Raw genomic sequence first — 21,232 nt, 5'->3', positions numbered from 1 at the left:
AGCGTGAGGGGTGCGGACGCACCCCCACCGGGTATCTTGACTAAGCGCTTGCTCGTCCACCCTTGTGCCCGGTGGAACGTGTTCCTAGCATCGTCGGTGTTACATCAGTTGTGTCACATGACTGGGGGCGGCATGACCACGGCAGGGACGCCAGGACACGGCCCGCTCTCCGGCGTGCGCGTGGTCGAGCTGGCCGGCATCGGACCGGGCCCGTTCGCCGCCATGCTCCTGGCCGACCTGGGCGCCGACGTGGTCCGCGTCGACCGGCCCGGCGGCCCGGGGCTCGCGATCGACCCGGCGTACGACGTCACCAACCGCAACAAGCGCTCGGTGCTCGTCGACCTGAAGTCCCCGGACGGCCCGGCCCGCGTGCTCGACCTTGCCGAGCGTGCCGACATCCTCGTGGAGGGCTACCGCCCCGGTGTCGCCGAGCGCCTCGGTGTCGGCCCCGAGGACTGCCACGCCCGCAACCCCCGTCTGGTCTACGGCCGGATGACCGGCTGGGGCCAGGAGGGGCCGCTGGCCCATCGCGCGGGCCACGACATCGCCTACATCGCCCTCACCGGCACCCTCGGCATGATCGGGCGCCCCGACGAACCCCCGGCCGTCCCCGCCAACCTGCTCGGCGACTACGCGGGCGGCTCCCTCTACCTCGTCGTCGGCGTCCTGGCCGCACTGCACCACGCGCGCGTGACCGGCACCGGCCAGGTCGTGGACGCCGCCATCGTGGACGGCACCGCGCACCTCGCCGCGATGATCTACGGCATGGTGGCCGCCGGCGGCTGGCAGGACCGGCGCGGCGCCAACCTGCTGGACGGCGGCTGCCCGTACTACGGCACCTACGAGACCGCAGACGGCGGACACATGGCGGTCGGCGCCCTGGAGCCGCAGTTCTACGCCGAGTTCGTCCGACTGCTGGGGGGCCTGGACGACCTGGCCGACGCCCGCAAGGACTGGACCCGCTGGGGTGAGCTGCGCGAGCGGGTCGCCGCCCGGTTCAAGGCCCGCACCCGGGAGGAGTGGACGGCCGTCTTCGAGGGCTCCGACGCCTGTGTGGCCCCCGTACTCTCCCTCGGCGAGGCCCCGCGCCACCCCCATCTGGCGGCCCGCGGCACGTTCACCGACCACGGCGGCATCACCCAGCCCGCCCCCGCCCCCCGCTTCTCCAGGACCCCCACGACCGTGCGCACCGCGCCCGCCCAGCCGGGCGCGGACACCACCGAGGTGGCCCGCGACTGGGCTGTACCCGCCCTGCCAGACGACGACAAGGACAGCACCTGATGGAGCTCTCGACCTTCCTCGACTACGCGGGCGACCCGCGCGCGGCGGCGGACCAGGCGGCCGCGCTGGAGTCGGCGGGCCTCGACACGGTCTGGGTCGCGGAGGCGTACGGCTTCGACTCGCCCACCATCATGGGCTACCTGGCCGCCCGCACCGAGCGGATGAAGATCGGCTCCGCGATCCTCAACGTCTACTCCCGCACCCCCGCCCTGATCGCCCAGACGGCCGCGGGCCTCGACGCGATCTCCGGCGGCCGGGCGATCATCGGGCTCGGCGCCTCCGGCCCGCAGGTGGTCGAGGGATGGCACGGCAAGGCGTACGACAAGCCCCTCGGCCGCACCCGCGAGACCATAGAGCTGACCCGGCGGATCCTGCGCCGCGAGACCATCGACCACCACGGCATCACCGACATGCCCCGCCCCGGCGGCCTCGGCAAGCCCCTGAAGATCCTCACCAGGCCGGTCCGCGCCGAGGTCCCGCTCTATGTGGCCTCCCTCGGGCCCGCGAACGTCCGGATGACCGCCGAGATCGCCGACGGCTGGCTGCCCACCCTGTTCATCCCCGAGAAGGCCCACCAGGTCTGGGGCAAGCCCCTGGCGGAGGGCGCCGCCCGCCGTGACCCGGCCCTCGGACCGCTCCGGATCGTCGCCGGCGGTCTGCTGGCCATCGGCGAGGACGCGGCCGCCGCACGCGACCTGGCCCGCCCCAGGATCGCCCTGTACGTCGGCGGCATGGGCGCACCCGGCAAGAACTTCTACAACGACCTCGCCGTCGCTTACGGCTACGAGAAGGAGGCCCGGCTCATCCAGGAGCTGTACCTCTCCGGCCGCCACCGGGACGCGGCGGCGGCCGTACCGGACGAGTTCTGCGAGCTCATATCCCTGTGCGGCCCCGAGAGCTATGTCCGTGAGCGCATCGCCGCCTACCGCGAGGCGGGCGTGACCACGCTGGACATCACCCCCGTCGGCCCGGACCCGGCCCGCCTGGTCGAGACCCTCAAGAACTGGCTCTGACCCCCCAACTGCGAAAAAACCCTCGTTGAAAGGCTTGTCAGTGAGCACCGAAGCGTACGTGTACGACGCGATCCGCACCCCGCGCGGCCGCGGCAAGGCGAACGGCGCCCTGCACGGCACGAAGCCCATCGACCTGGTCGTCGGTCTCATCCATGAGATCCAGGACCGCTTCCCGGGCCTCGACCCGGCCGCGATCGACGACATCGTGCTCGGTGTCGTCGGCCCGGTCGGAGACCAGGGCTCCGACATCGCGCGGATCGCCGCGATCGCCGCCGGACTGCCGGACACTGTGGCCGGCGTACAGGAGAACCGCTTCTGCGCGTCCGGTCTTGAGGCCGTCAACATGGCCGCCGCCAAGGTCCGTTCGGGCTTCGAGGACCTGGTCCTCGCGGGCGGCGTCGAGTCGATGTCCCGGGTGCCGATGGCCTCCGACGGCGGCGCCTGGTTCAACGACCCGATGACCAACCTCGCCGTCAACTTCGTGCCGCAGGGCATCGGCGCCGACCTGATCGCCACCATCGAGGGCTTCTCCCGGCGGGACGTCGACGAGTACGCGGCGCTCTCCCAGGAGCGGGCGGCGACGGCCTGGAAGGAGGGCCGCTTCGACCGTTCCGTGGTCCCCGTGAAGGACCGCGCGGGCCTTGTCGTCCTGAACCACGACGAGCACCTGCGCCCGGGCACCACCGCCGACTCCCTCGCCAAGCTCAAGCCCTCCTTCGCCGACATCGGCGAACTGGGCGGCTTCGACGCGGTCGCCCTGCAGAAGTACCACTGGGTCGAGAACATCGACCACGTCCACCACGCGGGCAACTCCTCCGGCATCGTCGACGGCGCCTCCCTGGTCGCCATCGGCTCCCAGGAGATCGGCGAGCGTTACGGCCTCACCCCCCGCGCGCGGATCATCTCGGCCGCGGTCTCCGGCTCCGAGCCGACCATCATGCTCACCGGCCCCGCCCCCGCCACCCGCAAGGCGCTCGCCAAGGCCGGCCTCACCATCGACGACATCGACCTGGTCGAGATCAACGAGGCGTTCGCGGCCGTCGTGCTGCGCTTCGTGAAGGAAATGGGCCTGTCCCTGGACAAGGTCAACGTCAACGGCGGCGCCATCGCCCTTGGCCACCCGCTCGGCGCGACCGGCGCGATGATCCTCGGCTCGCTCGTCGACGAACTGGAGCGCCAGGACAAGCGCTACGGCCTCGCCACGCTGTGCGTGGGCGGCGGCATGGGCGTCGCGACGATCGTCGAGCGCGTCTGAAACCCCGGCGGAACCAAGAGACCTCACGGAGACCCTCACATGACCGAGAGCACCACCATCCGCTGGGAACAGGACGACACCGGCGTCGTCACCCTCGTCCTGGACGACCCCGACCAGTCCGCCAACACCATGAACGCGGCCTTCGTCGAGTCCCTCGCCGCGGTCACCGACCGCCTGGAGGCCGAGCAGGACGCGATCCGGGGCATCATCCTCACCTCCGCCAAGAAGACCTTCTTCGCGGGCGGCGACCTGCGCGACCTCATCCGGGTCACCCCCGGGACCGCCCAGGACCTCTTCGACGGCGGCCTCGCGATCAAGCGCAACCTGCGCCGCATCGAGACCCTCGGCAAGCCGGTCGTCGCCGCCATCAACGGCGCGGCCCTGGGCGGCGGTTACGAACTCGCCCTGGCCTGTCACCACCGGGTCGCCCTCGACACCCCCGGCACCAAGATCGGCTGCCCCGAGGTCACCCTCGGCCTGCTCCCGGGCGGCGGCGGGGTCGTCCGCAGCGTCCGCCTCCTCGGCATCGCCGACGCGCTGCTGAAGGTCCTCCTCCAGGGCACCCAGTACAACGCCCGCCGGGCCCAGGAGAACGGCCTGATCCACGAGGTCGCCGAAACGCCGGAAGAGCTGCTGGCCAAGGCCCGCGCCTTCATCGACGCCAACCCCGAGTCCCAGCAGCCCTGGGACAGGCCGGGCTACCGGATCCCCGGCGGTACGCCCGCCAACCCCAAGTTCGCGGCCAACCTGCCCGCCTTCCCGGCGACCCTGCGCAAGCAGACCAACAACGCCCCCTACCCGGCGCCGCGCCGCATCCTCGCCGCCGCCGTCGAGGGCAGCCAGGTCGACTTCGAGAACGCTCAGGTCATCGAGGCCCGCTACTTCGTGGAGCTGGCCGCCGGGCAGATCTCGAAGAACATGATCCAGGCGTTCTTCTTCGACCTCCAGGCCGTCAACTCCGGCGCCAACCGCCCGAAGGGCATCGAGCCCCGCAAGGTCACCAAGGTCGCCGTCCTCGGCGCGGGCATGATGGGCGCCGGCATCGCCTACTCCTGCGCCCGCGCGGGCATCGACGTCGTACTCAAGGACGTCTCCCTGGAGGCCGCCCAGAAGGGCAAGGGCTACTCCGAGAAGCTGTGCGCCAAGGCCGTCGCCAAGGGCCGTACCAGCCAGGAGAAGGCGGCCGCGCTGCTCGCCCGCATCACGCCCACCGCGGACCCGCAGGACCTCGCCGGCTGTGACGCGGTCATCGAGGCCGTCTTCGAGGACACCGCGCTCAAGCACAAGGTGTTCCAGGAGATCGAGCCCGTCGTCGCCCCCGACGCCCTGCTCTGCTCCAACACCTCCACGCTCCCCATCACCGCCCTCGCCGAGGGAGTGGAGCGCCAGGCCGACTTCATCGGCCTGCACTTCTTCTCGCCCGTCGACAAGATGCCGCTCGTCGAGATCATCAAGGGCGAGCGCACCGGCGACGAGGCCCTCGCGCGCGCCTTCGACCTGGTCCGGCAGATCAACAAGACGCCGATCGTCGTCAACGACTCGCGCGGCTTCTTCACCTCCCGGGTGATCGGCCACTTCATCAACGAGGGCGTCGCCATGGTCGGCGAGGGCATCGAGCCCGCCTCCGTCGAGCAGGCGGCGGCCCAGGCCGGCTACCCGGCCAAGGTGCTCTCCCTGATGGACGAGCTGACGCTCACCCTGCCCCAGAAGATCCGCCGCGAGTCGAGGCTGGCCGTCGAGGAGGCCGGCGGCACCTGGACCGCGCATCCCGCCGAGGCGGTCATCGACCGCATGGTCGACGAGTTCGGCCGCCCCGGCCGCAGCGGCGGCGCCGGCTTCTACGAGTACGGCGAGGACGGCAAGCGCGGTGCCCTCTGGCCGGGCCTGCGCGAGCACTTCACCAAGCAGGGCCACCAGATCCCGTTCCGGGACATGCAGGAGCGGATGCTCTTCGCCGAGGCGCTCGACACCGTCCGGCTCCTGGAGGAGGGCGTCCTGACCTCCGTCGCCGACGCCAACATCGGATCGATCTTCGGCATCGGCTTCCCCGGCTGGACCGGCGGTGTCCTCCAGTACATCAACGGTTACGACGGCGGGCTGCCGGGCTTCGTGGCACGCGCGCGTGAACTCGCCGAGACCTACGGCGAGCGGTTCGAGCCGCCCGCGCTGCTGGTCGGCAAGGCGGAGAAGGGGGGGACCTTCACCGACGGCCGCTGAGACGGACGGGCGGCCGGGCGGCCGGAGCCGTGAAGCCTCTGCCACACGGCTTCAGCACGCCGGCCGCCCTCGGTCGCCCGGAACCGTCCCGTGCGCGGCTGCGGGCGGGATCTCAGCGGGCCGCCGCCGAGCAACAAGGCGGTGGCGAGCCCGGTCCTGATCTCGGTCAGTGAGTGACATCGCCTACCTGCGGACCATCTCCGACCCCCTCCTCATCAGCTTCTTGCGGCTCCGGTAGCCCACTGACGCACCTCTTCCCTGAGCGACCGCTGGAAGGCCGTCAGCAGCGCCTGCACCACCAGCGGCTGCATATGCGCGGACAGGGACTTCACGTCCTCCTCGGCCCGCTCCGCCACCTCGGCCCGGAACAGCTGCGACAGCTCGTGGGCGGCCGCGCGCGAGTGCTCGACCAGGACCGTGCGCGCGGCCAGGATCGCCTTCTGGGACACCGGAACGTCGAGCAGCTGCACGGCGAGCCGCAGCAGGCCCGGGTCGATGCGATAGGCGTCCCCGTCGGGCCGTACGACATCCATGGCGACGAGCCGCTCGACGTCTCCCTCGTCCAGTGGCCGTCCGGCCCGCCGCCGCAGCTCCCCGGCGCTCACCGTCTCCTCGGCGTCCGGGGCCCAGGAGGCCACCACCGCCCGGTGGACGGCCAGGTCGTGGTGGCTCAGCCCCGGCGGCAGCTGCCGCAGATAGCGCTCGATCGCCGCCAGCGTCATGCCCTGGTGCTGGAGCTCCTCGATGAGCGCCAGCCGGGCCAGGTGCTCCCGCCCGTAGTGGCCCACCCGGCGCGGACCGATCACCGGCGGCGGGAGCAGCCCCTTGGTGGCGTAGAACCGGACCGTGCGGACGGTGGTGCCGGCCCGCGCTGCCAGTTCGTCGATCGTGAGCGCCGGCTCCCCGGACGCGCTGTCGGTGTCGGTCGTCATGCGCAGCAGTATCGCTGTCACACCGGCACTGCGACACCGGGCGGTGCGCGGGTACGCGAGCATCCGTTCGACCGATGTTCGCGCATATGTCATGATCACAATCTTGTGAGAAGTTCCGCTCTGTGATCTGCGCCATCGCACACGCCCCCGTGTCCGGGGGAAAGTGGAGCCTTGGTCTGTGCCCAGCACCGAGCGCGCCGACCGAGTACGTCCGGCCACCCGAGCGCGATCCGCTCGGGCGCACCAGAGAGTGGAACCACCTGTGAGCAAGGACGCCGTGGACACGGCACAGGCCGTCGCCACCCGGACCGACGCGGCCCAGACGCCCGCGGACGCGGGCGACGCCGGCTACAGCAAGGACCTCAAGGCCCGCCACGTCAACATGATCGCCATCGGCGGCGCGATTGGCACCGGTCTCTTCCTGGGCGCCGGCGGACGCCTCCACAACGCGGGCCCGGCACTGGCCCTCGCCTACCTGGCCTGCGGAATCTTCGCCTTCTTCGTCGTACGCGCCCTCGGCGAGCTGGTTCTGTACCGGCCGTCGTCCGGTTCCTTCGTGTCGTACGCGCGCGAGTTCCTCGGCGAGAAGGGCGCGTACGTCGCCGGCTGGATGTACTTCCTGAACTGGTCGACCACCGGAATCGCGGACATCACCGCGATCGCGCTCTACACGCACTACTGGAGCATGTTCACGAGCATCCCCCAGTGGACGCTCGCGCTGATCGCCCTGGCCGTGGTCCTGGCGGTGAACCTCATCTCCGTGAAGATCTTCGGCGAGATGGAGTTCTGGTTCGCGATCATCAAGGTGGCCACCCTGGTCGGCTTCATGCTGATCGGCATCTTCCTGCTGGCCACCCAGCACAAGGTCGACGGCCAGACCCCGGGCCTGAGCGTCATGAGCGACCACGGCGGTGTCTTCCCGCACGGCCTGATGCCGGTCGTCCTGGTCATGCAGGGCGTGATCTTCGCGTACGCCGCCCTGGAACTGGTCGGCGTCGCGGCGGGCGAGACCGCCGAACCGGAGAAGGTCGTCCCCCGCGCGGTGAATTCGATCATGTGGCGCGTCGGTCTCTTCTACGTCGGCTCGGTCGTCCTGCTGGCCCTGCTCCTCCCGGGCTCGGTGTACTCGGCCGACGAGAGCCCCTTCGTGACGGTCCTCTCGAAGATCGGCATCTCGGGCGCCGGTGACGTGATGAACCTGGTCGTCCTGACCGCGGCGATGTCCTCCCTCAACTCCGGCCTCTACTCCACGGGCCGCATCCTGCGCTCCATGGCGGTGGCGGGCTCGGCCCCGAAGTTCACCGCCCGCATGAACCGCAGCCAGGTCCCCTACGGCGGCATCCTGCTGACCTGCGCGGTCTGCGTGCTCGGTGTCGGCCTGAACTACCTGGTGCCCAGCCAGGCCTTCGAGATCGTGCTGAACGTCGCCTCCCTCGGCATCATCAGCACCTGGGTGATCATCATGCTCTGCCACCTGATCTTCGTCCGCCGCGCGAAGGCGGGCGTGGTGGACCGCCCCACGTTCCGCCTCCGCTTCAGTCCGGCCACCGAGATCGCCACGATCGCGTTCCTGCTGGTCTGTCTCGGCATGATGTGGAACGACCCGGACGTCGGCCGCAAGACCCTGCTGCTGATCCCGGTGATCGCCGTACTGCTGGTGGCGGGCTGGTTCGGCGTCCGCCGCAGGGTCTCCCAGGCGGCCGACACGGAGCTGTCGCAGCTCACGAAGTAGCAGGTCAGCGCCATTGTCAGTGGCATCGCCTACGGTGGCGTCATGTCGGAGATCACTTACATCCGGGGTGACGCCACCGCGCCGTCGGGCAAGGGCGCCAAGGTGATCGCCCATGTCTGCAACGACCTGGGGGGCTGGGGAAAGGGTTTCGTCCTGGCGCTCTCGCGCCGCTGGCCGGAGCCGGAGAAGGCGTACCGCGCCTGGCACCGCGACCGCGCGGCGAGCGACTTCGGCCTGGGCGCGACCCAACTGGTGCGCGTCGAGCCGTACATCTGGGTGGCCAACATGATCGGCCAGCGGGGGACCAGAACGGGCAGCAAGGGTGTCCCGGTCCGCTACGAGGCGATCGACACGGCGCTGGGCAGGCTGGCCGACGAGGTGCTCGAACTCGGCGCATCCGTGCACATGCCCCGCATAGGCTGCGGGCTGGCGGGCGGAAAGTGGTCGCGTGTGGAGCCGCTGATCAAGGAGCGGCTGGTGGCACGGGGCATCGCGGTGACGGTGTACGACCACGGGGAGGACACGCCCCGCTAGAGGGTGCGGGGCTGCGTTCACTGCGTGGCACCGCCGCGCGTACGCGGTCGGCCACCACGGACCCGCAGCCCCCACACCACCCCACCGGGCAACCCCCTAGTGCACGCTGTTCGTAGCCTCGATCTTCTTCCAGGACTTCGGCTGGACGGGAGCCACCGCGGCCTTGAGCGCAGGAGCCGCCGGCTTCGACGGCTCGAACAACCATGCGTCGAACAACGCGGTCAACGACCTCCCCGACACCCGCTCCGCGTACGCCTCGAAGTCGGCCACCGAAGCGCTGCCGTACGCGTGCTCCTTCGGCCACCCCTTGAGAATCGCGAAGAAGGCGTCGTCACCGACCTGGTTCCGCAGCGCTTGCACGGCCAGCGCCCCCCGGTCGTAGACGGCGATGTGGAACTGGTCGTCCGGGCCGGGATCCCCCGGCTTGACCGTCCAGAACGCGTCGTCGGCCGGATGCGACGCGTACACATAGTCGGCGAGCTCCTGCGTCGTCCCCTCGCCCTCGTGCTCGGACCACAGCCACTGCGCGTACCGCGCGAAGCCCTCGTTGATCCAGATGTCCTTCCAGCCCTTGAGGGAGACGTCGTCGCCGTACCACTGGTGCGCCAGCTCGTGCACCACCACGGAGGTGTTGGAGCCGTTCGCGAACTGCCTGGGGCTGTAGTAGACGCGGGTCTGCGTCTCCAGCGCGTACCCGGTCGTCGTGTTCGGCACATACCCGCCGGCCGAACTGAAGGGATACGGCCCGAAGTAGCCGGAGAGCCAGTCGACGAGCTCCGCGGTGCGTTCCACGCTCGCCCGGGCCGCCCCGTCGTTGTCGCCGAGGTCCTTGCTGTAGGCGTTGATGACCGGTACCCCACCCTCGGAGGTACTCGTCGTGATGTCGAACTTCCCGACGGCCAGGGTGGCCAGATAGGTCGCCTGCGGCTTGTTCTGCCGCCAGTTGTAGCGGGTCCAGCCGCGCTGCGAACTCTTCGACTGGAGCAGGCCGTTGGAGATCACCTGGGTGTCGTCGGGGACGGCGACCGAGACGTCGTAGGTCGCCTTGTCCAGTGGGTGGTCGTTACTCGGGAACCACCACCAGGCGGCCTCGGGCTCGTCCGCCGCGACCGCGCCGTCGGGGGTGCGGTGCCAGGTGCTGAAGCCGTACGCGTTCTTCGTGGACGGCACCCCGCTGTAGCGGACGACGACGGTGACGGGGGTGCCCTTGGCCAGCGGCGACTTGGGCGTGACGACGAGCTCGTGCTGACCGGACGTGGTGAAGTCCGCCTTCGCCCCGTTGACCCGCACCTCGCTCACGTCCAGCAGGAAGTCAAGGTCGAAGCTGGACAGGTCCTGCGTGGTCCGCGCCAGGATCGTGGCCGTACCGGCCAGTTCGTCGGTGGCCGGCTGGTACTGCAGACGCAGATCGTAGTGGGAGACGTCGTAACCGCCGTTGCCGTAGTACGGGTAGTAGGGGTCGCCGATGCCCGGCGCGCCGGGGCTGAAACTCGCGGCCGATGCCGGGATCGCCAGCAGGAGGGAGGCCGCCGCGAGTGCGCCCGGCGCGAGGATTCTGCGGTGCACGAGAACTCCAGGTCGGTAGGGGGCCGAGGCGCACCCGCCCCACCGGGGCGGGAACGCCAGGTCGATGGAGCAAGAATCTGTTCGGAGCCTATTCAGTCCCTGTGCCCCTGATCTGTCCACGGCCCCTGCTGTCACACGATCGCCATTCGGCCGCAATCAGCTCCGCGAGTCCCTCAGGCGCGCTCTTCTGCACAGGAGTTGACGGGGGTAGCGTCCGCCGCATGCCGAAACGCACGCGCTTCACGATCTGGAGACCGCTCGTCATCGCGGCCGTCGCAGCCCTGACAGCAGCCTTTCTCAGCCCGGCCACGGCCCAGGCGTCCGGGGCGGCCCCGCGCGAGAGCCGGCCCGTCTACTCGTACGCCGACGCCATCCGTGAGGCGGTGTGGGTGGACACCGGCCTCGACTCCGACGGCGACGGAAAGACCGACCGGGTCGCCGCCGACATCGTCCGGCCCGCCGAACCGGCCGCGCAGGGCCGCAAGGTGCCGGTCATCATGGACGCCAGCCCCTACTACTCGTGCTGCGGACGCGGCAACGAGAGCCAGCTCAAGACGTACGACACCGACGGAAACATCGTCCGGATGCCGCTGTTCTACGACAACTTCTTCGTGCCCCGCGGCTATGCCGTCGTCGGTGTCGACCTGGCCGGCACCAACCGCTCCGACGGCTGTGTCGACGTCGGCGGCCGTTCGGACATCCAGTCCGCGAAGGCCGTCGTCGACTGGCTGAACGGCCGCGCCAAGGCGTACAGCAGCCGCACCGGCACCACCACGGTCAAGGCCACCTGGACCAACGGCAGGACGGGCATGATCGGTAAGAGCTGGGACGGCACCATCGCCAACGGCGTCGCCGCCACCGGCGTCAAGGGCCTCAGGACGATCGTCCCGATCAGCGCCATCTCCTCCTGGTACGACTACTACTTCGCCCAGGGCGCCCCGCTGTACGGCTCCGGGCCCGACTGGCTGGCCGGCGCGGTGGAGAGCGACGCGGCCCACGCCAAGTGCGATGCCGTCCAGCAGAAGCTGATCGACGGGGCGCCGCGCAGCGGCGACCGGACCGGTCTGTGGACCGAGCGGGACTACGTCAAGGACGCCTCCAAGGTGCGTGCCAGCGTGTTCCTCGTGCACGGCATGCAGGACCTCAACGTCCGCACCAAGAACTTCGGCCAGTGGTGGGACGCCCTCGCCAAGAACGGCGTCGAGCGCAAGATCTGGCTCTCCCAGACCGGGCACGTCGACCCCTTCGACTACCGGCGCGGCGCCTGGGTCGACACCCTGCACCGCTGGTTCGACCATGAACTCCTCGGCTACCACAACGGCATCGACCGCGAGCCGATGGCCGACGTCGAACGCCACCCCGACCGGTGGGTGACCTCCTCCGTCTGGCCGCCGCGCGGCACCGAGGCGACCACCCTGCGCCCCGCCACCGGCACCGAGCCCGGCGTCGGCACGCTCGGCCTGCGCCCGGACTCCGGCACCGATACGTTCACCGACGACCCGCGGCGGAGCGAGACCGACTGGGCCGCCCAGATCGCCACCCCGACCTCGGACAAGGCCGGCTTCCTCACCGCGCCGCTCACGCACGACCTGCGTCTGTCCGGCTCGTCCAAGGTCACGGTCACCGCCACCCCGACCACCTCGACGGCCCACCTGACGGCCGTTCTGGTCGACCTCGGCCCGGACACCATCCGGGACTACGCCGACGGGGCGGAGGGCATCACCACCCTCACCGACCGCACCTGCTGGGGCGAGAGCACGGCCGGTGACAGCGCCTGCTTCAAGGCGACCGCCGCCAAGACCAAGGCCGTCGACTACACGGTCTTCAGCCGCGGCTGGGCCGACCTCGGCACCTACGCCGACCCCGGCAAGGGCGTCCCGCTCACCCCGGGCAGGACGTACACGATCACCCTCGACCTGGCGGCCACCGACCATGTCGTCCCCAAGGGGCACCGCCTGGCGCTGATCGTCGCGGGTACGGACAAGGACCTCATCGATCCGCCGTCCACGACGCCGACGCTCACCCTGAACCTGTCCCGTACCGCGGCCAGGGTCCCGCTCGTCGGCGGAGCGGCCGCCTTCGCCCACGCGACCTCCGCGAGGTGGACCGTTCCCGAGACGGAGGACCTGACCGGCGTGCGCGCCCCGCGCACCGTGCAGCGCCTCCCGGTGAGCTGACCGCTCAGGCGGCCGGGCCCGGATCCACCAGCCCGGCCGCCTGACGGGCGCACCCCCAGGCCACCGTGACCCCGGCCCCGCCGTGCCCGTAGTTGTGCACCAGCACCCGCCCGTCCGGCAGGAGTTCACGTACCAGCCGGACGGCCTCCCGGTACGGCCGCAGCCCCACCCGGTGCTCCAGCACCCGCGCCCCGGCGATCTCCGGCCGTACCGCCGCACACCGCGCCACGATCCCGGCCGCGATGTCCGGATCCGGCTCCAGGGACCAGGCGTCCTCCTCCGCCGTACCCCCGAGCAGCAACCCGCCGGGCTGCGGGAAGAAGTAGGCGGAGGCACCCCTTTCGGGCCCCCCTTCGAGCCCTCCTTCGGGCTCCTCGACGGACGTGTACCAGGTGGTGATCCCCGGGTTCTCCACCACGACCAGCTGCCCGCGCACCGGACGCACGGCCGGATCGGGCACAAGCGAACGAGCCCCGAGCCCGGTGCAGTTGACCACGGCCGCCGCCGGCACCTCAGCCAGCCCGCGCACCACCCGCTCCTCGACCGTCCCGCCCGCCTTGCCCAACCGCTCCCGCAACCAGACCAGATGGACCGGCATGTCGATCAACGGCAGCGACGCCGAGAGGCCTTGGGCCGTGTCGGCCAGCCCCGGCACCCGCGCCGCCCACGGACCCAGCTCGTCCAGCCGCAGCCCGCCGTGTACGCCCTCGACCAGGCGTACGCCGGTCTCCTCCGGCCGTGCCGCCAACTCCCTGTACACGGCAAGGGATTCCAGCGCCCATTCCCCGACCGACCGCTCCGGCCGGATGCGGTACGGCCACCACAGCGCCCCCGCGACCGCCGAGGTCGTACGCTCGCCGCTCTCCCGCGCCCAGACCCGCACCCGGCGCCCGCCCTCGGCCAGCAGCACCGCGGTGGTCAGCCCGACGACCCCGCCACCGACCACGATCACTTCGTCACTCAGCTCACCGTCCATGCCGGGACGTTAGCGGAATATGTCATGCCGCGCTCAGGTCGTCCCGCTCTGGGGATACTCACAGCATGTCTGCCGCATACGCGACCTTCGGCCTGGCCCCGGCGATGCGCGCCGGCGGTGTCCGCGCCGACGGCGGCCATCAGGTCCACCGGGACTTCGTGGACTTCATCGTCGACGGGTACCCGCTGCTGTTCCAGCTCTCCGACCTGGACGCCGTCTCCCCGCTCGCCTCCGACGTCCCGCCCGCGATCTTCACCGCACAGGTCCGCAGCCTGTTACTGGAGTCCGACGCGCCCCTGTCCGACGACCGGTACGTCATCTACGGCTGCCCCGAGTGCGAGGACCTGGCCTGCGGCGCGGTCACCGCGGTCATCGAGAAGGACGGCGACGACTACGTCTGGCGGGACTTCGCCTGGCAGACCGGCGAACACGCCGACCTGGAGCTCAACGGCTACCACGGCATCGGCCCGTTCCGCTTCCACGGCCCCGAGTACCGTGAGGCACTCGGCGCCCTCCTCGAACACTCCGGCCCCCCGCCGGGCCGCCGCGTCCTGCTGATCGGCGCCCGCGTCGCCCTCCTCGCCAAGCTGGCCGCCGCCCTGCGCACCATCGGCATCGGCGCCGACATCACCCGCGACGTCGAGGGCGTCCCCGCCGAGGAACTCCGCGGCTACGGCGCCGTGGCCTTCGGCCCCACGGCCGGCCGGACCGACCGGACAGCCGTACGCAAGGCGTTCGATCAAGCCGGAGTCGAGGTCGCCTACGTCGACGGGCTCGCCCCGATCGTCCCCCTCCTGGTCGCCCAGATCGAACACGCCCTCGACCGCAGCCCGCTCCCGCAGCGCCGCCTGACCCACCTGGTCGCCGCCGACGGCGCGGCCGGCATCGAGGTCACCTCGCCCTGCCGGGTGCAGCTCACGGCGTACCGCCTCGACCGCCTCTCCCGCCCGCGCGCCAAGGAACTCTTCGACGGCGTCCTGGAACCCGGCAGCCATCGCATCCCCCTCGACGGCAGGACAGGCAAGGGCGCCTATGTCGTGGCCCGGACCTCCGGGAGCGTCCTGGTGGCGGCGACGGCGCGCTGACCGGCGGAGAAATGGAGGCTGAGGGCGCGCGCCTCGGCGCATTAGGATCGGCGTTCTGATGACTGCCACCCTCGTCGCCAAGAACCTCGCCGCCGGGCACGGCGACCGCTCGCTCTTCTCCGGGCTCGACCTCGTCGTCGCGCCCGGGGACGTGATCGGTCTGGTCGGTGCCAACGGCGCGGGCAAGTCCACGCTGCTCCGGCTGCTCGCCGGGCTCACCACCCCCGAGCAGGGCGAGCTGCGGCTCTCCCCGCCGACCGCGACCATCGGCCATCTGCCCCAGGAGCCGGAGCGGCGGCCGGGCGAGACCGTGCGCGCGTTCCTGGCCCGCCGCACCGGCGTCGCCGAGGCACAGCGCGTGATGGACGAGGCCACCCAGGCCCTGGTCGACGGGGCGCCAGGCGCCGACGACGCCTACGCCCTCAGCCTGGAGCGCTGGCTCGGCCTAGGCGGCGCGGACCTGGACGAGCGGTCCGAGGAGGTCGCCGACTCGCTGGGCCTGGCCGTCGACCTCGACCAGCCGATGACCTCCCTCTCCGGCGGCCAGGCGGCCCGCGCGGGCCTCGCCTCCCTCCTCCTCTCCCGCTACGACGTCTTCCTGCTCGACGAGCCGACCAACGACCTGGACCTGGACGGCCTGGAACGCCTCGAACGCTTCGTGACCGGCCTGCGCGCCGGCACGGTCGTCGTCAGCCACGACCGTGAGTTCCTCACCCGCACGGTCACCAAGGTCCTCGAACTCGATCTCGCCCAGCGGCAGATCAGCCTGTTCGGCGGCGGCTACCAGGCCTACCTGGAGGAACGCGAGGTGGCCCGTCGGCACGCCCGCGACGACTACGAGGAGTACGCCGACAAGAGAGCCGCCCTCCAGGACCGTGCCCAGATGCAGCGCTCCTGGATGGACAAGGGAGTCAAGAACGCCCGGCGCAAGGCGGGCAATGACAACGACAAGATCGGCCGCAAGTTCCGCAGCGAGGCCAGCGAGAAGCAGGCCGCCAAGGCGCGCCAGACCCAGCGCATGATCGAGCGCCTGGACGCCGTCGAGGAGCCGCGCAAGGAGTGGGAACTGCGCATGGAGATCGCGGCGGCCCCGCGCTCCGGTGCCGTGGTGGCCACCCTGCGGGACGCGGAAGTACGCCGTGGTGACTTCACCCTCGGACCGGTGTCCCTGCAGATCGACTGGGCGGACCGGGTCGCGGTGACCGGCGCGAACGGGGCCGGCAAGTCGACGCTCCTCGCCGCCCTGCTGGGCCAGGTGCCGCTGGATTCGGGGCACGCCGCTCTCGGCTCCGGAGTCGTCGTCGGCGAGGTCGACCAGGCGCGCAAGCTCTTCCACGGCACCGAGGCCCTGCTGGACGCCTTCTGCGCGGCCGTCCCGGACACCGAGCCGGCCGAAGTCCGAACTCTGCTCGCCAAGTTCGGGCTCAAGCAGGACCATGTGCTGCGATCCGCGGCGACCTTGTCCCCGGGGGAACGGACACGGGCGGCGCTGGCGCTGCTCCAGGGGCGGGGTGTCAACCTCCTCGTCCTCGACGAGCCGACGAACCACCTCGACCTGCCCGCGATCGAGCAGTTGGAGTCCGCCCTCCACACCTACGCGGGCACCCTCCTCCTGGTCACCCACGACCGCCGCATGCTGGACGCGGTCCACGTCACCCGCCGCTTGGAGCTCTCGGCAGGCAAAGTGACGGAACGCTGAGAACACCGTGCCCCGTCTGACGGCCGGGCCGCCCCAGGGGAGTTGAGAGCGTCGGCCGTGGCAGGGCTGACCGCGTGCCGGGTCAGGAGGTGACTCCGAAGGGGGTGACGCCGGGCACGCCAACCAGCCAAGGGGCGCGGGGCCGCATTCGGTATGCGGCTACCGCCGCGTGGGCGCGACCAGCGCACAACGGACCCGCAGCTCCCCACGACCCCCGGAAGGTACGGTCAGCGCTTCCCCTTCTTGCCGCCGTCCAGCAACCCGGCCCGGCGCAGAGCATCGGCCATCGCACTGTTGGCCGGCGCCGGCGTCTGCCGCGCACCACCGCCCTGGCCACCACGGCCGCCGCCCTGCTGCCGCTGCTGCGGCGGACGCCCACCGCGCTGACGCCGTTCGCCGCCCTCGCCGCCCTGCGGGCCGCCGCCCTGAGGCGCCGCCTCGTCGTCCAGCCGCAGCGTCAGCGAGATCCGCTTGCGCGGGATGTCCACGTCGAGGACCTTCACCTTGACGATGTCACCCGGCTTCACGACATCCCGCGGGTCCTTGACGAACGTCTTGGACATCGCGGAGACGTGCACCAGGCCGTCCTGGTGCACACCGACGTCGATGAACGCCCCGAACGCCGCCACGTTCGTGACGACCCCCTCCAGGACCATTCCGGACGACAGGTCGGAGATCTTCTCGACGCCCTCCTTGAACGTGGCCGTCTTGAAGGCCGGACGCGGGTCGCGTCCCGGCTTCTCCAGCTCCTTGAGGATGTCGGTGACGGTCGGCAGGCCGAACGTCTCGTCCACGAAGTCGCCCGGCTTCAGCGAACGCAGCACGCCCGTGTTTCCGATGAGCGCGGCCACCTCCTGGTGCGACGCCTTCACCATGCGCCGTACGACGGGGTACGCCTCGGGGTGGACGCTCGACGCGTCCAGCGGGTCGTCGCCGCCGCGGATGCGGAGGAAGCCCGCGCACTGCTCGTATGCCTTCGGGCCGAGCCGCGCCACGTTCTTCAGCTGCCCGCGGGAGGCGAACCGGCCGTTGGTGTCCCGGTGGGCCACGATGTTCTCGGCGAGCCCGGAGGTGATGCCGGAGACCCGGGCGAGGAGCGGGGCCGACGCCGTGTTCACGTCGACGCCCACGCCGTTCACACAGTCCTCCACCACCGCGTCCAGCGAGCGCGACAGCTTCACCTCGGACAGGTCGTGCTGGTACTGGCCGACGCCGATCGACTTCGGGTCGATCTTCACCAGCTCGGCGAGGGGGTCCTGGAGCCGGCGGGCGATGGAGACGGCGCCGCGCAGCGACACGTCCATGTCCGGCAGTTCCTGGGAGGCGAAGGCGGACGCCGAGTACACGGAGGCGCCGGCCTCGGACACCATCACCTTGGTGAGGTTCAACTCCGGGTGCTTGGTGATGAGTTCACCGGCGAGCTTGTCGGTCTCGCGGGACGCCGTGCCGTTGCCGATCGCGATCAGCTCGACCCTGTGCTCCGTGGCGAGGCGGGCGAGCTTGGCGATCGCCTCGTCCCACTTGTTGGCGGGGACGTGCGGGTAGATGACGTCGGTGGCGACGACCTTGCCGGTCGCGTCGACCACGGCGACCTTCACGCCGGTACGGAAACCGGGGTCCAGGCCCAGCGTCGCCCGGGTACCGGCGGGGGCGGCGAGCAGCAGGTCGCGCAGGTTGGCCGCGAAGACATTGACCGCCTCGTCCTCTGCGGCCGTTCGCAGCCTGACCCGCAGGTCGATGCCGAGGTGGACGAGGAGGCGGGTGCGCCAGGCCCAGCGGACCGTGTCGGTCAGCCACTTGTCGGCGGCCCGGCCCCGGTCGGCGATCCCGAACTTGTGGGCGACGATGCCCTCGTACGACGACGGGCCCTCGGTCGGCTCCTCCGGCTCCAGAACGAGGTCGAGGACCTCCTCCTTCTCGCCGCGCAGCATCGCCAGGACGCGGTGCGAGGGCAGCTCTGTGAACGGCTCGGCGAAATCGAAGTAGTCGGCGAACTTCGCGCCCGCCTCCTCCTTGCCCTCCCGCACCTTCGCGGCGAGCCGGCCGCGCACCCACATGCGCTCGCGCAGCTCACCGATGAGGTCGGCGTCCTCCGAGAACCGCTCGGTGAGGATCGCGCGGGCCCCGTCGAGGGCGGCCTGCGGATCGGCGACGCCCTTGTCGGCGTCGACGAATGTGGCCGCCGCGGCCAGCGGTTCCACCGTCGGGTCGCCCAGCAGCCCCTCGGCCAGCGGCTCCAGGCCGGCCTCCCGCGCGATCTGCGCCTTGGTCCGCCGCTTGGGCTTGTACGGCAGGTAGATGTCCTCCAGCCGCGCCTTGGTCTCGGCGCCCCGGATCTGCGCCTCCAGCTCCTCGGTGAGCTTGCCCTGCTCGCGCACCGACTCCAGGATCGCCGTCCGACGCTCCTCCAGCTCCCGCAGATAGCGCAGCCGCTCCTCGAGCGTGCGCAGCTGCGCGTCGTCGAGCATCTCGGTCGCTTCCTTGCGGTAGCGGGCGATGAAGGGCACCGTCGAACCGCCGTCGAGCAGCTCCACGGCAGCCTTGACCTGCCGCTCCCGTACGCCGAGCTCCTCGGCGATCCTGCCTTCGATGGACCCTGGAACCAGGGACCCGGGTGTCGTCACGATCCCGTACCGCCTTCTCACTGAGGTTGCGCGGCAATTGTGGCAGGTGACACGGACAACCGGGCCCCAGGGCGCCATTCCGCGACACGAGCCGCACTTCTGCGCCCCCCTGTGTCGCTCGAACGGGCCGTAACGGCGCTCACCTCACCCCTTGCCGACCAGATCCGCCGGAAAGGCCCCCGCGGCGACCACCGCCCCCGCGAACCCCTTCGCCAGCTCGGTCAGCCGGGGCACTCCGTCGGCCCCCAGATGCTCGTACGGCGCCCGGTCCAGCCGGTCCGTCTCCGCCTCGATCTCCGCCCGCAGGGCCGCCCCCGCCTCGGTCAGCTCGCCCGCCGCGTCGAGCAGCCCGCGCTCCCGCAGCCGGCGCACCGCCGCGTCCCAGTCGTCCTGGCTCCAGCCGCGCGTGGCGAGCACCCACCTGGGGGTCATGCCCTTGCCGGTCGCGGTGTGCGTCACCACTGCCTCCAGCCCGTCGAGACCGGCCGCGATCAGCACCGCGAGGTGCCCGTCGCCACGGTGCTCGCGCAGCAGTGTGCTCGCGTACCAGTAGGCGAGGTGGGGCTCCTCGGGTACCGGCAGATCCGCGTGGGCCGCGTACAGCGGCCGGCCGGAGCGGGAGCAGGCCTCGGTGGCGCGCAGCGCGAGCCGCGCGGCCTCGGCCATCCCGGCGGAGGCCACCGTGTCCGCGCCCAGCAGCCGCCGCATCGAGGCGTCCACGGCACGCGTGCGTGCGGCGAGGACGTCCCTCGGGGACGCGGTCTCCCAGACAGCCGGGACATGCCGGGCCACCAGTTCGTACTTGTAGTTGTAGAACGTGGCCGTCACCGTGCCGGGCCCGACCGGCCCCAACGCGGCCGCACGCACCGCGAAGTTGACGGCCCGAGGATGGGTGACCCCGAGCGCGGCCAGTTCCTCGGCCAGTTCGGGGCTGAAGAAGTGGGTCGCGTGCAGGGAGTTGAGCAGGGTGTGGCAGCGGCGGCCGGCGCGCGGCTCCAGGGCGGCAGTGGTCATGGTGAGCACGTTACCGACTGGTCGGTACGGACTCCAGTGCCGCGTCCGTCCCGACGGCAAGTGGCCGGTCCGCCATGGCAGAGAAGTGATGGCAGAAAAGGTGGGGAACTCGTCATTGCGGCCATCGTGCCATTCGCCAACAATCGATGACATGGCGCAGCGAACCGTTCTCGTCGTCCTCTTCGACGGTGTCCAGAGCCTCGATGTGACCGGCCCCGTGGAGGTCTTCGCGGGCGCCGAGACCCACACCCCGGGCAGCTACCGCATCCGTACGGCGTCCCTGGACGGCGCACCCGTACGCACCTCCAGCGGGCTGACCGTCGTACCGGACGGGGCCCTGACCGAGGCGGCCGACCCGCACACCCTCCTCGTGCCCGGCGGACAGGGCACCCGGCGCCCCGACCCCGCCCTGGTCGACTGGCTGCGCGCGCACGGGCCGCGCACCGGACGGCTCGTCTCCGTCTGCACCGGCGCCATCCTGCTCGCCGCGGCCGGACTCCTGGACGGCCACCGGGCCACCACCCACTGGGCGTACTGCGACAAGCTGGCCCGTGACCATCCGGCCGTCGACGTCGACCCGGACCCCATCTACGTCCGGGACGGCCCGGTCTCCACCTCGGCCGGTGTCACCTCCGGCATCGACCTGGCGCTCGCCCTCGTCGAGGAGGACCTGGGCCGGGACGTCGCGCTCACCGTCGCCCGGCATCTGGTGGTGTTCCTGCGCAGGCCCGGCAACCAGGCGCAGTTCAGCGTCCAGCTCGCCGCCCAGACCGCGCGGCGCGAACCGCTCCGGGAGGTCCAGCAGTGGATCACCGAGCATCCGGACGGCGATCTCGGCGTCGAGGCCCTGGCCGCCCGCGCCGCCCTCTCGCCCCGCCACTTCGCCCGCGCCTTCCTGGGCGAGACCGGCATGACGCCCGGCCGGTACGTCGACCGGGTCCGGCTGGAACACGCCCGCCGGCTCCTGGAGGACACCGGTGACGGCGTCGAGGAGGTGTCCCGCGCCAGCGGCTACGGCACGCCCGAAGCGATGCGCCGCGCCTTTCTCAAGGCCCTCGGCGCGACACCCGGCGAGTACCGGCGCAGGTTCCGCCCGGCACCCGTCGGTCAACCCGGTTAGGAGAGCC

The 21,232-nt window shown here is 71.3% G+C and carries 15 protein-coding genes; 10 read left to right on the top strand and 5 right to left on the bottom strand.

The window, feature by feature from the left end:
* Positions 1-132 precede the first annotated feature (132 nt).
* Genes ABZ396_RS29430 through ABZ396_RS29415 form a run of 4 tightly spaced genes read left to right on the top strand, consistent with a single transcriptional unit; the run spans position 133 to position 5,766 of the window.
* Entirely contained in the window at positions 133-1,281 is a 1,149-nt protein-coding gene (locus tag ABZ396_RS29430; protein ID WP_358917542.1) for a CaiB/BaiF CoA-transferase family protein, read from the top strand.
* Complete coding sequence (locus ABZ396_RS29425) at positions 1,281-2,294, top strand: LLM class F420-dependent oxidoreductase (protein ID WP_358917540.1); 1,014 nt, start codon at positions 1,281-1,283, stop codon at positions 2,292-2,294. The genes ABZ396_RS29430 and ABZ396_RS29425 overlap by 1 nt, the downstream gene beginning before the upstream one ends.
* Positions 2,295-2,334: 40 nt before the next feature.
* Positions 2,335-3,549 (top strand): acetyl-CoA C-acetyltransferase, encoded by a 1,215-nt coding sequence (locus ABZ396_RS29420; protein WP_358917538.1) that lies wholly within the window; start codon positions 2,335-2,337, stop codon positions 3,547-3,549.
* A 39-nt stretch (positions 3,550-3,588) separates the two neighbouring features.
* Positions 3,589-5,766, top strand: a complete 2,178-nt coding sequence (locus tag ABZ396_RS29415) for a 3-hydroxyacyl-CoA dehydrogenase NAD-binding domain-containing protein (RefSeq protein ID WP_358917537.1) — start codon at positions 3,589-3,591, stop codon at positions 5,764-5,766.
* A gap of 215 nt (positions 5,767-5,981) precedes the next feature.
* Here ABZ396_RS29415 and ABZ396_RS29410 read toward each other — a convergent pair whose 3' ends face one another.
* Positions 5,982-6,698: a MerR family transcriptional regulator gene (locus tag ABZ396_RS29410; RefSeq protein WP_358917535.1), complete on the bottom strand. Its 717-nt coding sequence runs from the start codon at positions 6,696-6,698 to the stop codon at positions 5,982-5,984.
* Between the two features lie 262 nt (positions 6,699-6,960).
* On the opposite strand from ABZ396_RS29410, the gene ABZ396_RS29405 reads away from it, so the two are divergent.
* A complete protein-coding gene (locus ABZ396_RS29405; protein WP_358917533.1) occupies positions 6,961-8,430 on the top strand; it encodes an amino acid permease in 1,470 nt (489 codons plus the stop codon).
* A gap of 42 nt (positions 8,431-8,472) precedes the next feature.
* Positions 8,473-8,964 carry a macro domain-containing protein gene (locus ABZ396_RS29400; protein WP_358917531.1) on the top strand — a complete coding sequence of 164 codons (492 nt, stop codon included), beginning with the start codon at positions 8,473-8,475 and terminating at the stop codon, positions 8,962-8,964.
* 96 nt (positions 8,965-9,060) lie between these two features.
* Here the strand turns inward: ABZ396_RS29400 and ABZ396_RS29395 are convergent, their stop codons facing one another.
* Positions 9,061-10,530 carry a M1 family metallopeptidase gene (locus tag ABZ396_RS29395; RefSeq protein ID WP_358917529.1) on the bottom strand — a complete coding sequence of 490 codons (1,470 nt, stop codon included), beginning with the start codon at positions 10,528-10,530 and terminating at the stop codon, positions 9,061-9,063.
* A 221-nt stretch (positions 10,531-10,751) separates the two neighbouring features.
* On the opposite strand from ABZ396_RS29395, the gene ABZ396_RS29390 reads away from it, so the two are divergent.
* Complete coding sequence (locus tag ABZ396_RS29390) at positions 10,752-12,707, top strand: Xaa-Pro dipeptidyl-peptidase (protein WP_358917527.1); 1,956 nt, start codon at positions 10,752-10,754, stop codon at positions 12,705-12,707.
* 4 nt (positions 12,708-12,711) lie between these two features.
* Here the strand turns inward: ABZ396_RS29390 and ABZ396_RS29385 are convergent, their stop codons facing one another.
* Positions 12,712-13,683, bottom strand: coding sequence for an FAD-dependent oxidoreductase (locus ABZ396_RS29385; RefSeq protein ID WP_358917526.1), 972 nt, complete (start codon positions 13,681-13,683; stop codon positions 12,712-12,714).
* 65 nt (positions 13,684-13,748) lie between these two features.
* Here ABZ396_RS29385 and ABZ396_RS29380 point away from each other — a divergent pair, with 65 nt between their 5' ends.
* Complete coding sequence (locus tag ABZ396_RS29380; protein WP_358917524.1) at positions 13,749-14,768, top strand: oxidoreductase; 1,020 nt, start codon at positions 13,749-13,751, stop codon at positions 14,766-14,768.
* Positions 14,769-14,826: 58 nt separating this feature from the next.
* Entirely contained in the window at positions 14,827-16,467 is a 1,641-nt protein-coding gene (locus ABZ396_RS29375) for an ABC-F family ATP-binding cassette domain-containing protein (RefSeq protein WP_358917522.1), read from the top strand.
* Between the two features lie 227 nt (positions 16,468-16,694).
* On the opposite strand, the gene ABZ396_RS29370 is transcribed toward ABZ396_RS29375, so the two are convergent.
* Entirely contained in the window at positions 16,695-19,091 is a 2,397-nt protein-coding gene (locus tag ABZ396_RS29370; RefSeq protein WP_358917520.1) for a Tex family protein, read from the bottom strand.
* Positions 19,092-19,235: 144 nt separating this feature from the next.
* Positions 19,236-20,105 (bottom strand): hypothetical protein, encoded by an 870-nt coding sequence (locus ABZ396_RS29365; RefSeq protein WP_358917518.1) that lies wholly within the window; start codon positions 20,103-20,105, stop codon positions 19,236-19,238.
* Between the two features lie 151 nt (positions 20,106-20,256).
* On the opposite strand from ABZ396_RS29365, the gene ABZ396_RS29360 reads away from it, so the two are divergent.
* Positions 20,257-21,225 (top strand): GlxA family transcriptional regulator, encoded by a 969-nt coding sequence (locus ABZ396_RS29360; protein WP_358917516.1) that lies wholly within the window; start codon positions 20,257-20,259, stop codon positions 21,223-21,225.
* The last annotated feature ends 7 nt before the right edge of the window (positions 21,226-21,232 follow it).

It is taken from the genome of Streptomyces sp. NPDC005866, from assembly GCF_040629895.1.
In the GTDB taxonomy this organism is placed as follows: domain Bacteria; phylum Actinomycetota; class Actinomycetes; order Streptomycetales; family Streptomycetaceae; genus Streptomyces.
Note: the sequence above shows the minus strand (reverse complement) of the source record. Positions and strands in the feature narration are given on the sequence as shown.

Excerpts from the sequence above, each read along its gene's own strand:
- ABZ396_RS29365 (WP_358917518.1), bottom strand. The coding sequence starts at position 20,105 with ATGACCACTGCCGCCCTGGAGCCGCGCGCCGGCCGCCGCTGCCACACC.
- ABZ396_RS29375 (WP_358917522.1), top strand. The coding sequence starts at position 14,827 with ATGACTGCCACCCTCGTCGCCAAGAACCTCGCCGCCGGGCACGGCGAC.
- ABZ396_RS29390 (WP_358917527.1), top strand. The coding sequence starts at position 10,752 with ATGCCGAAACGCACGCGCTTCACGATCTGGAGACCGCTCGTCATCGCG.
- ABZ396_RS29415 (WP_358917537.1), top strand. The coding sequence starts at position 3,589 with ATGACCGAGAGCACCACCATCCGCTGGGAACAGGACGACACCGGCGTC.
- ABZ396_RS29410 (WP_358917535.1), bottom strand. The coding sequence starts at position 6,698 with ATGACGACCGACACCGACAGCGCGTCCGGGGAGCCGGCGCTCACGATC.
- ABZ396_RS29385 (WP_358917526.1), bottom strand. The coding sequence starts at position 13,683 with ATGGACGGTGAGCTGAGTGACGAAGTGATCGTGGTCGGTGGCGGGGTC.
- ABZ396_RS29380 (WP_358917524.1), top strand. The coding sequence starts at position 13,749 with ATGTCTGCCGCATACGCGACCTTCGGCCTGGCCCCGGCGATGCGCGCC.
- ABZ396_RS29360 (WP_358917516.1), top strand. The coding sequence starts at position 20,257 with ATGGCGCAGCGAACCGTTCTCGTCGTCCTCTTCGACGGTGTCCAGAGC.
- ABZ396_RS29425 (WP_358917540.1), top strand. The coding sequence starts at position 1,281 with ATGGAGCTCTCGACCTTCCTCGACTACGCGGGCGACCCGCGCGCGGCG.
- ABZ396_RS29430 (WP_358917542.1), top strand. The coding sequence starts at position 133 with ATGACCACGGCAGGGACGCCAGGACACGGCCCGCTCTCCGGCGTGCGC.
- ABZ396_RS29400 (WP_358917531.1), top strand. The coding sequence starts at position 8,473 with ATGTCGGAGATCACTTACATCCGGGGTGACGCCACCGCGCCGTCGGGC.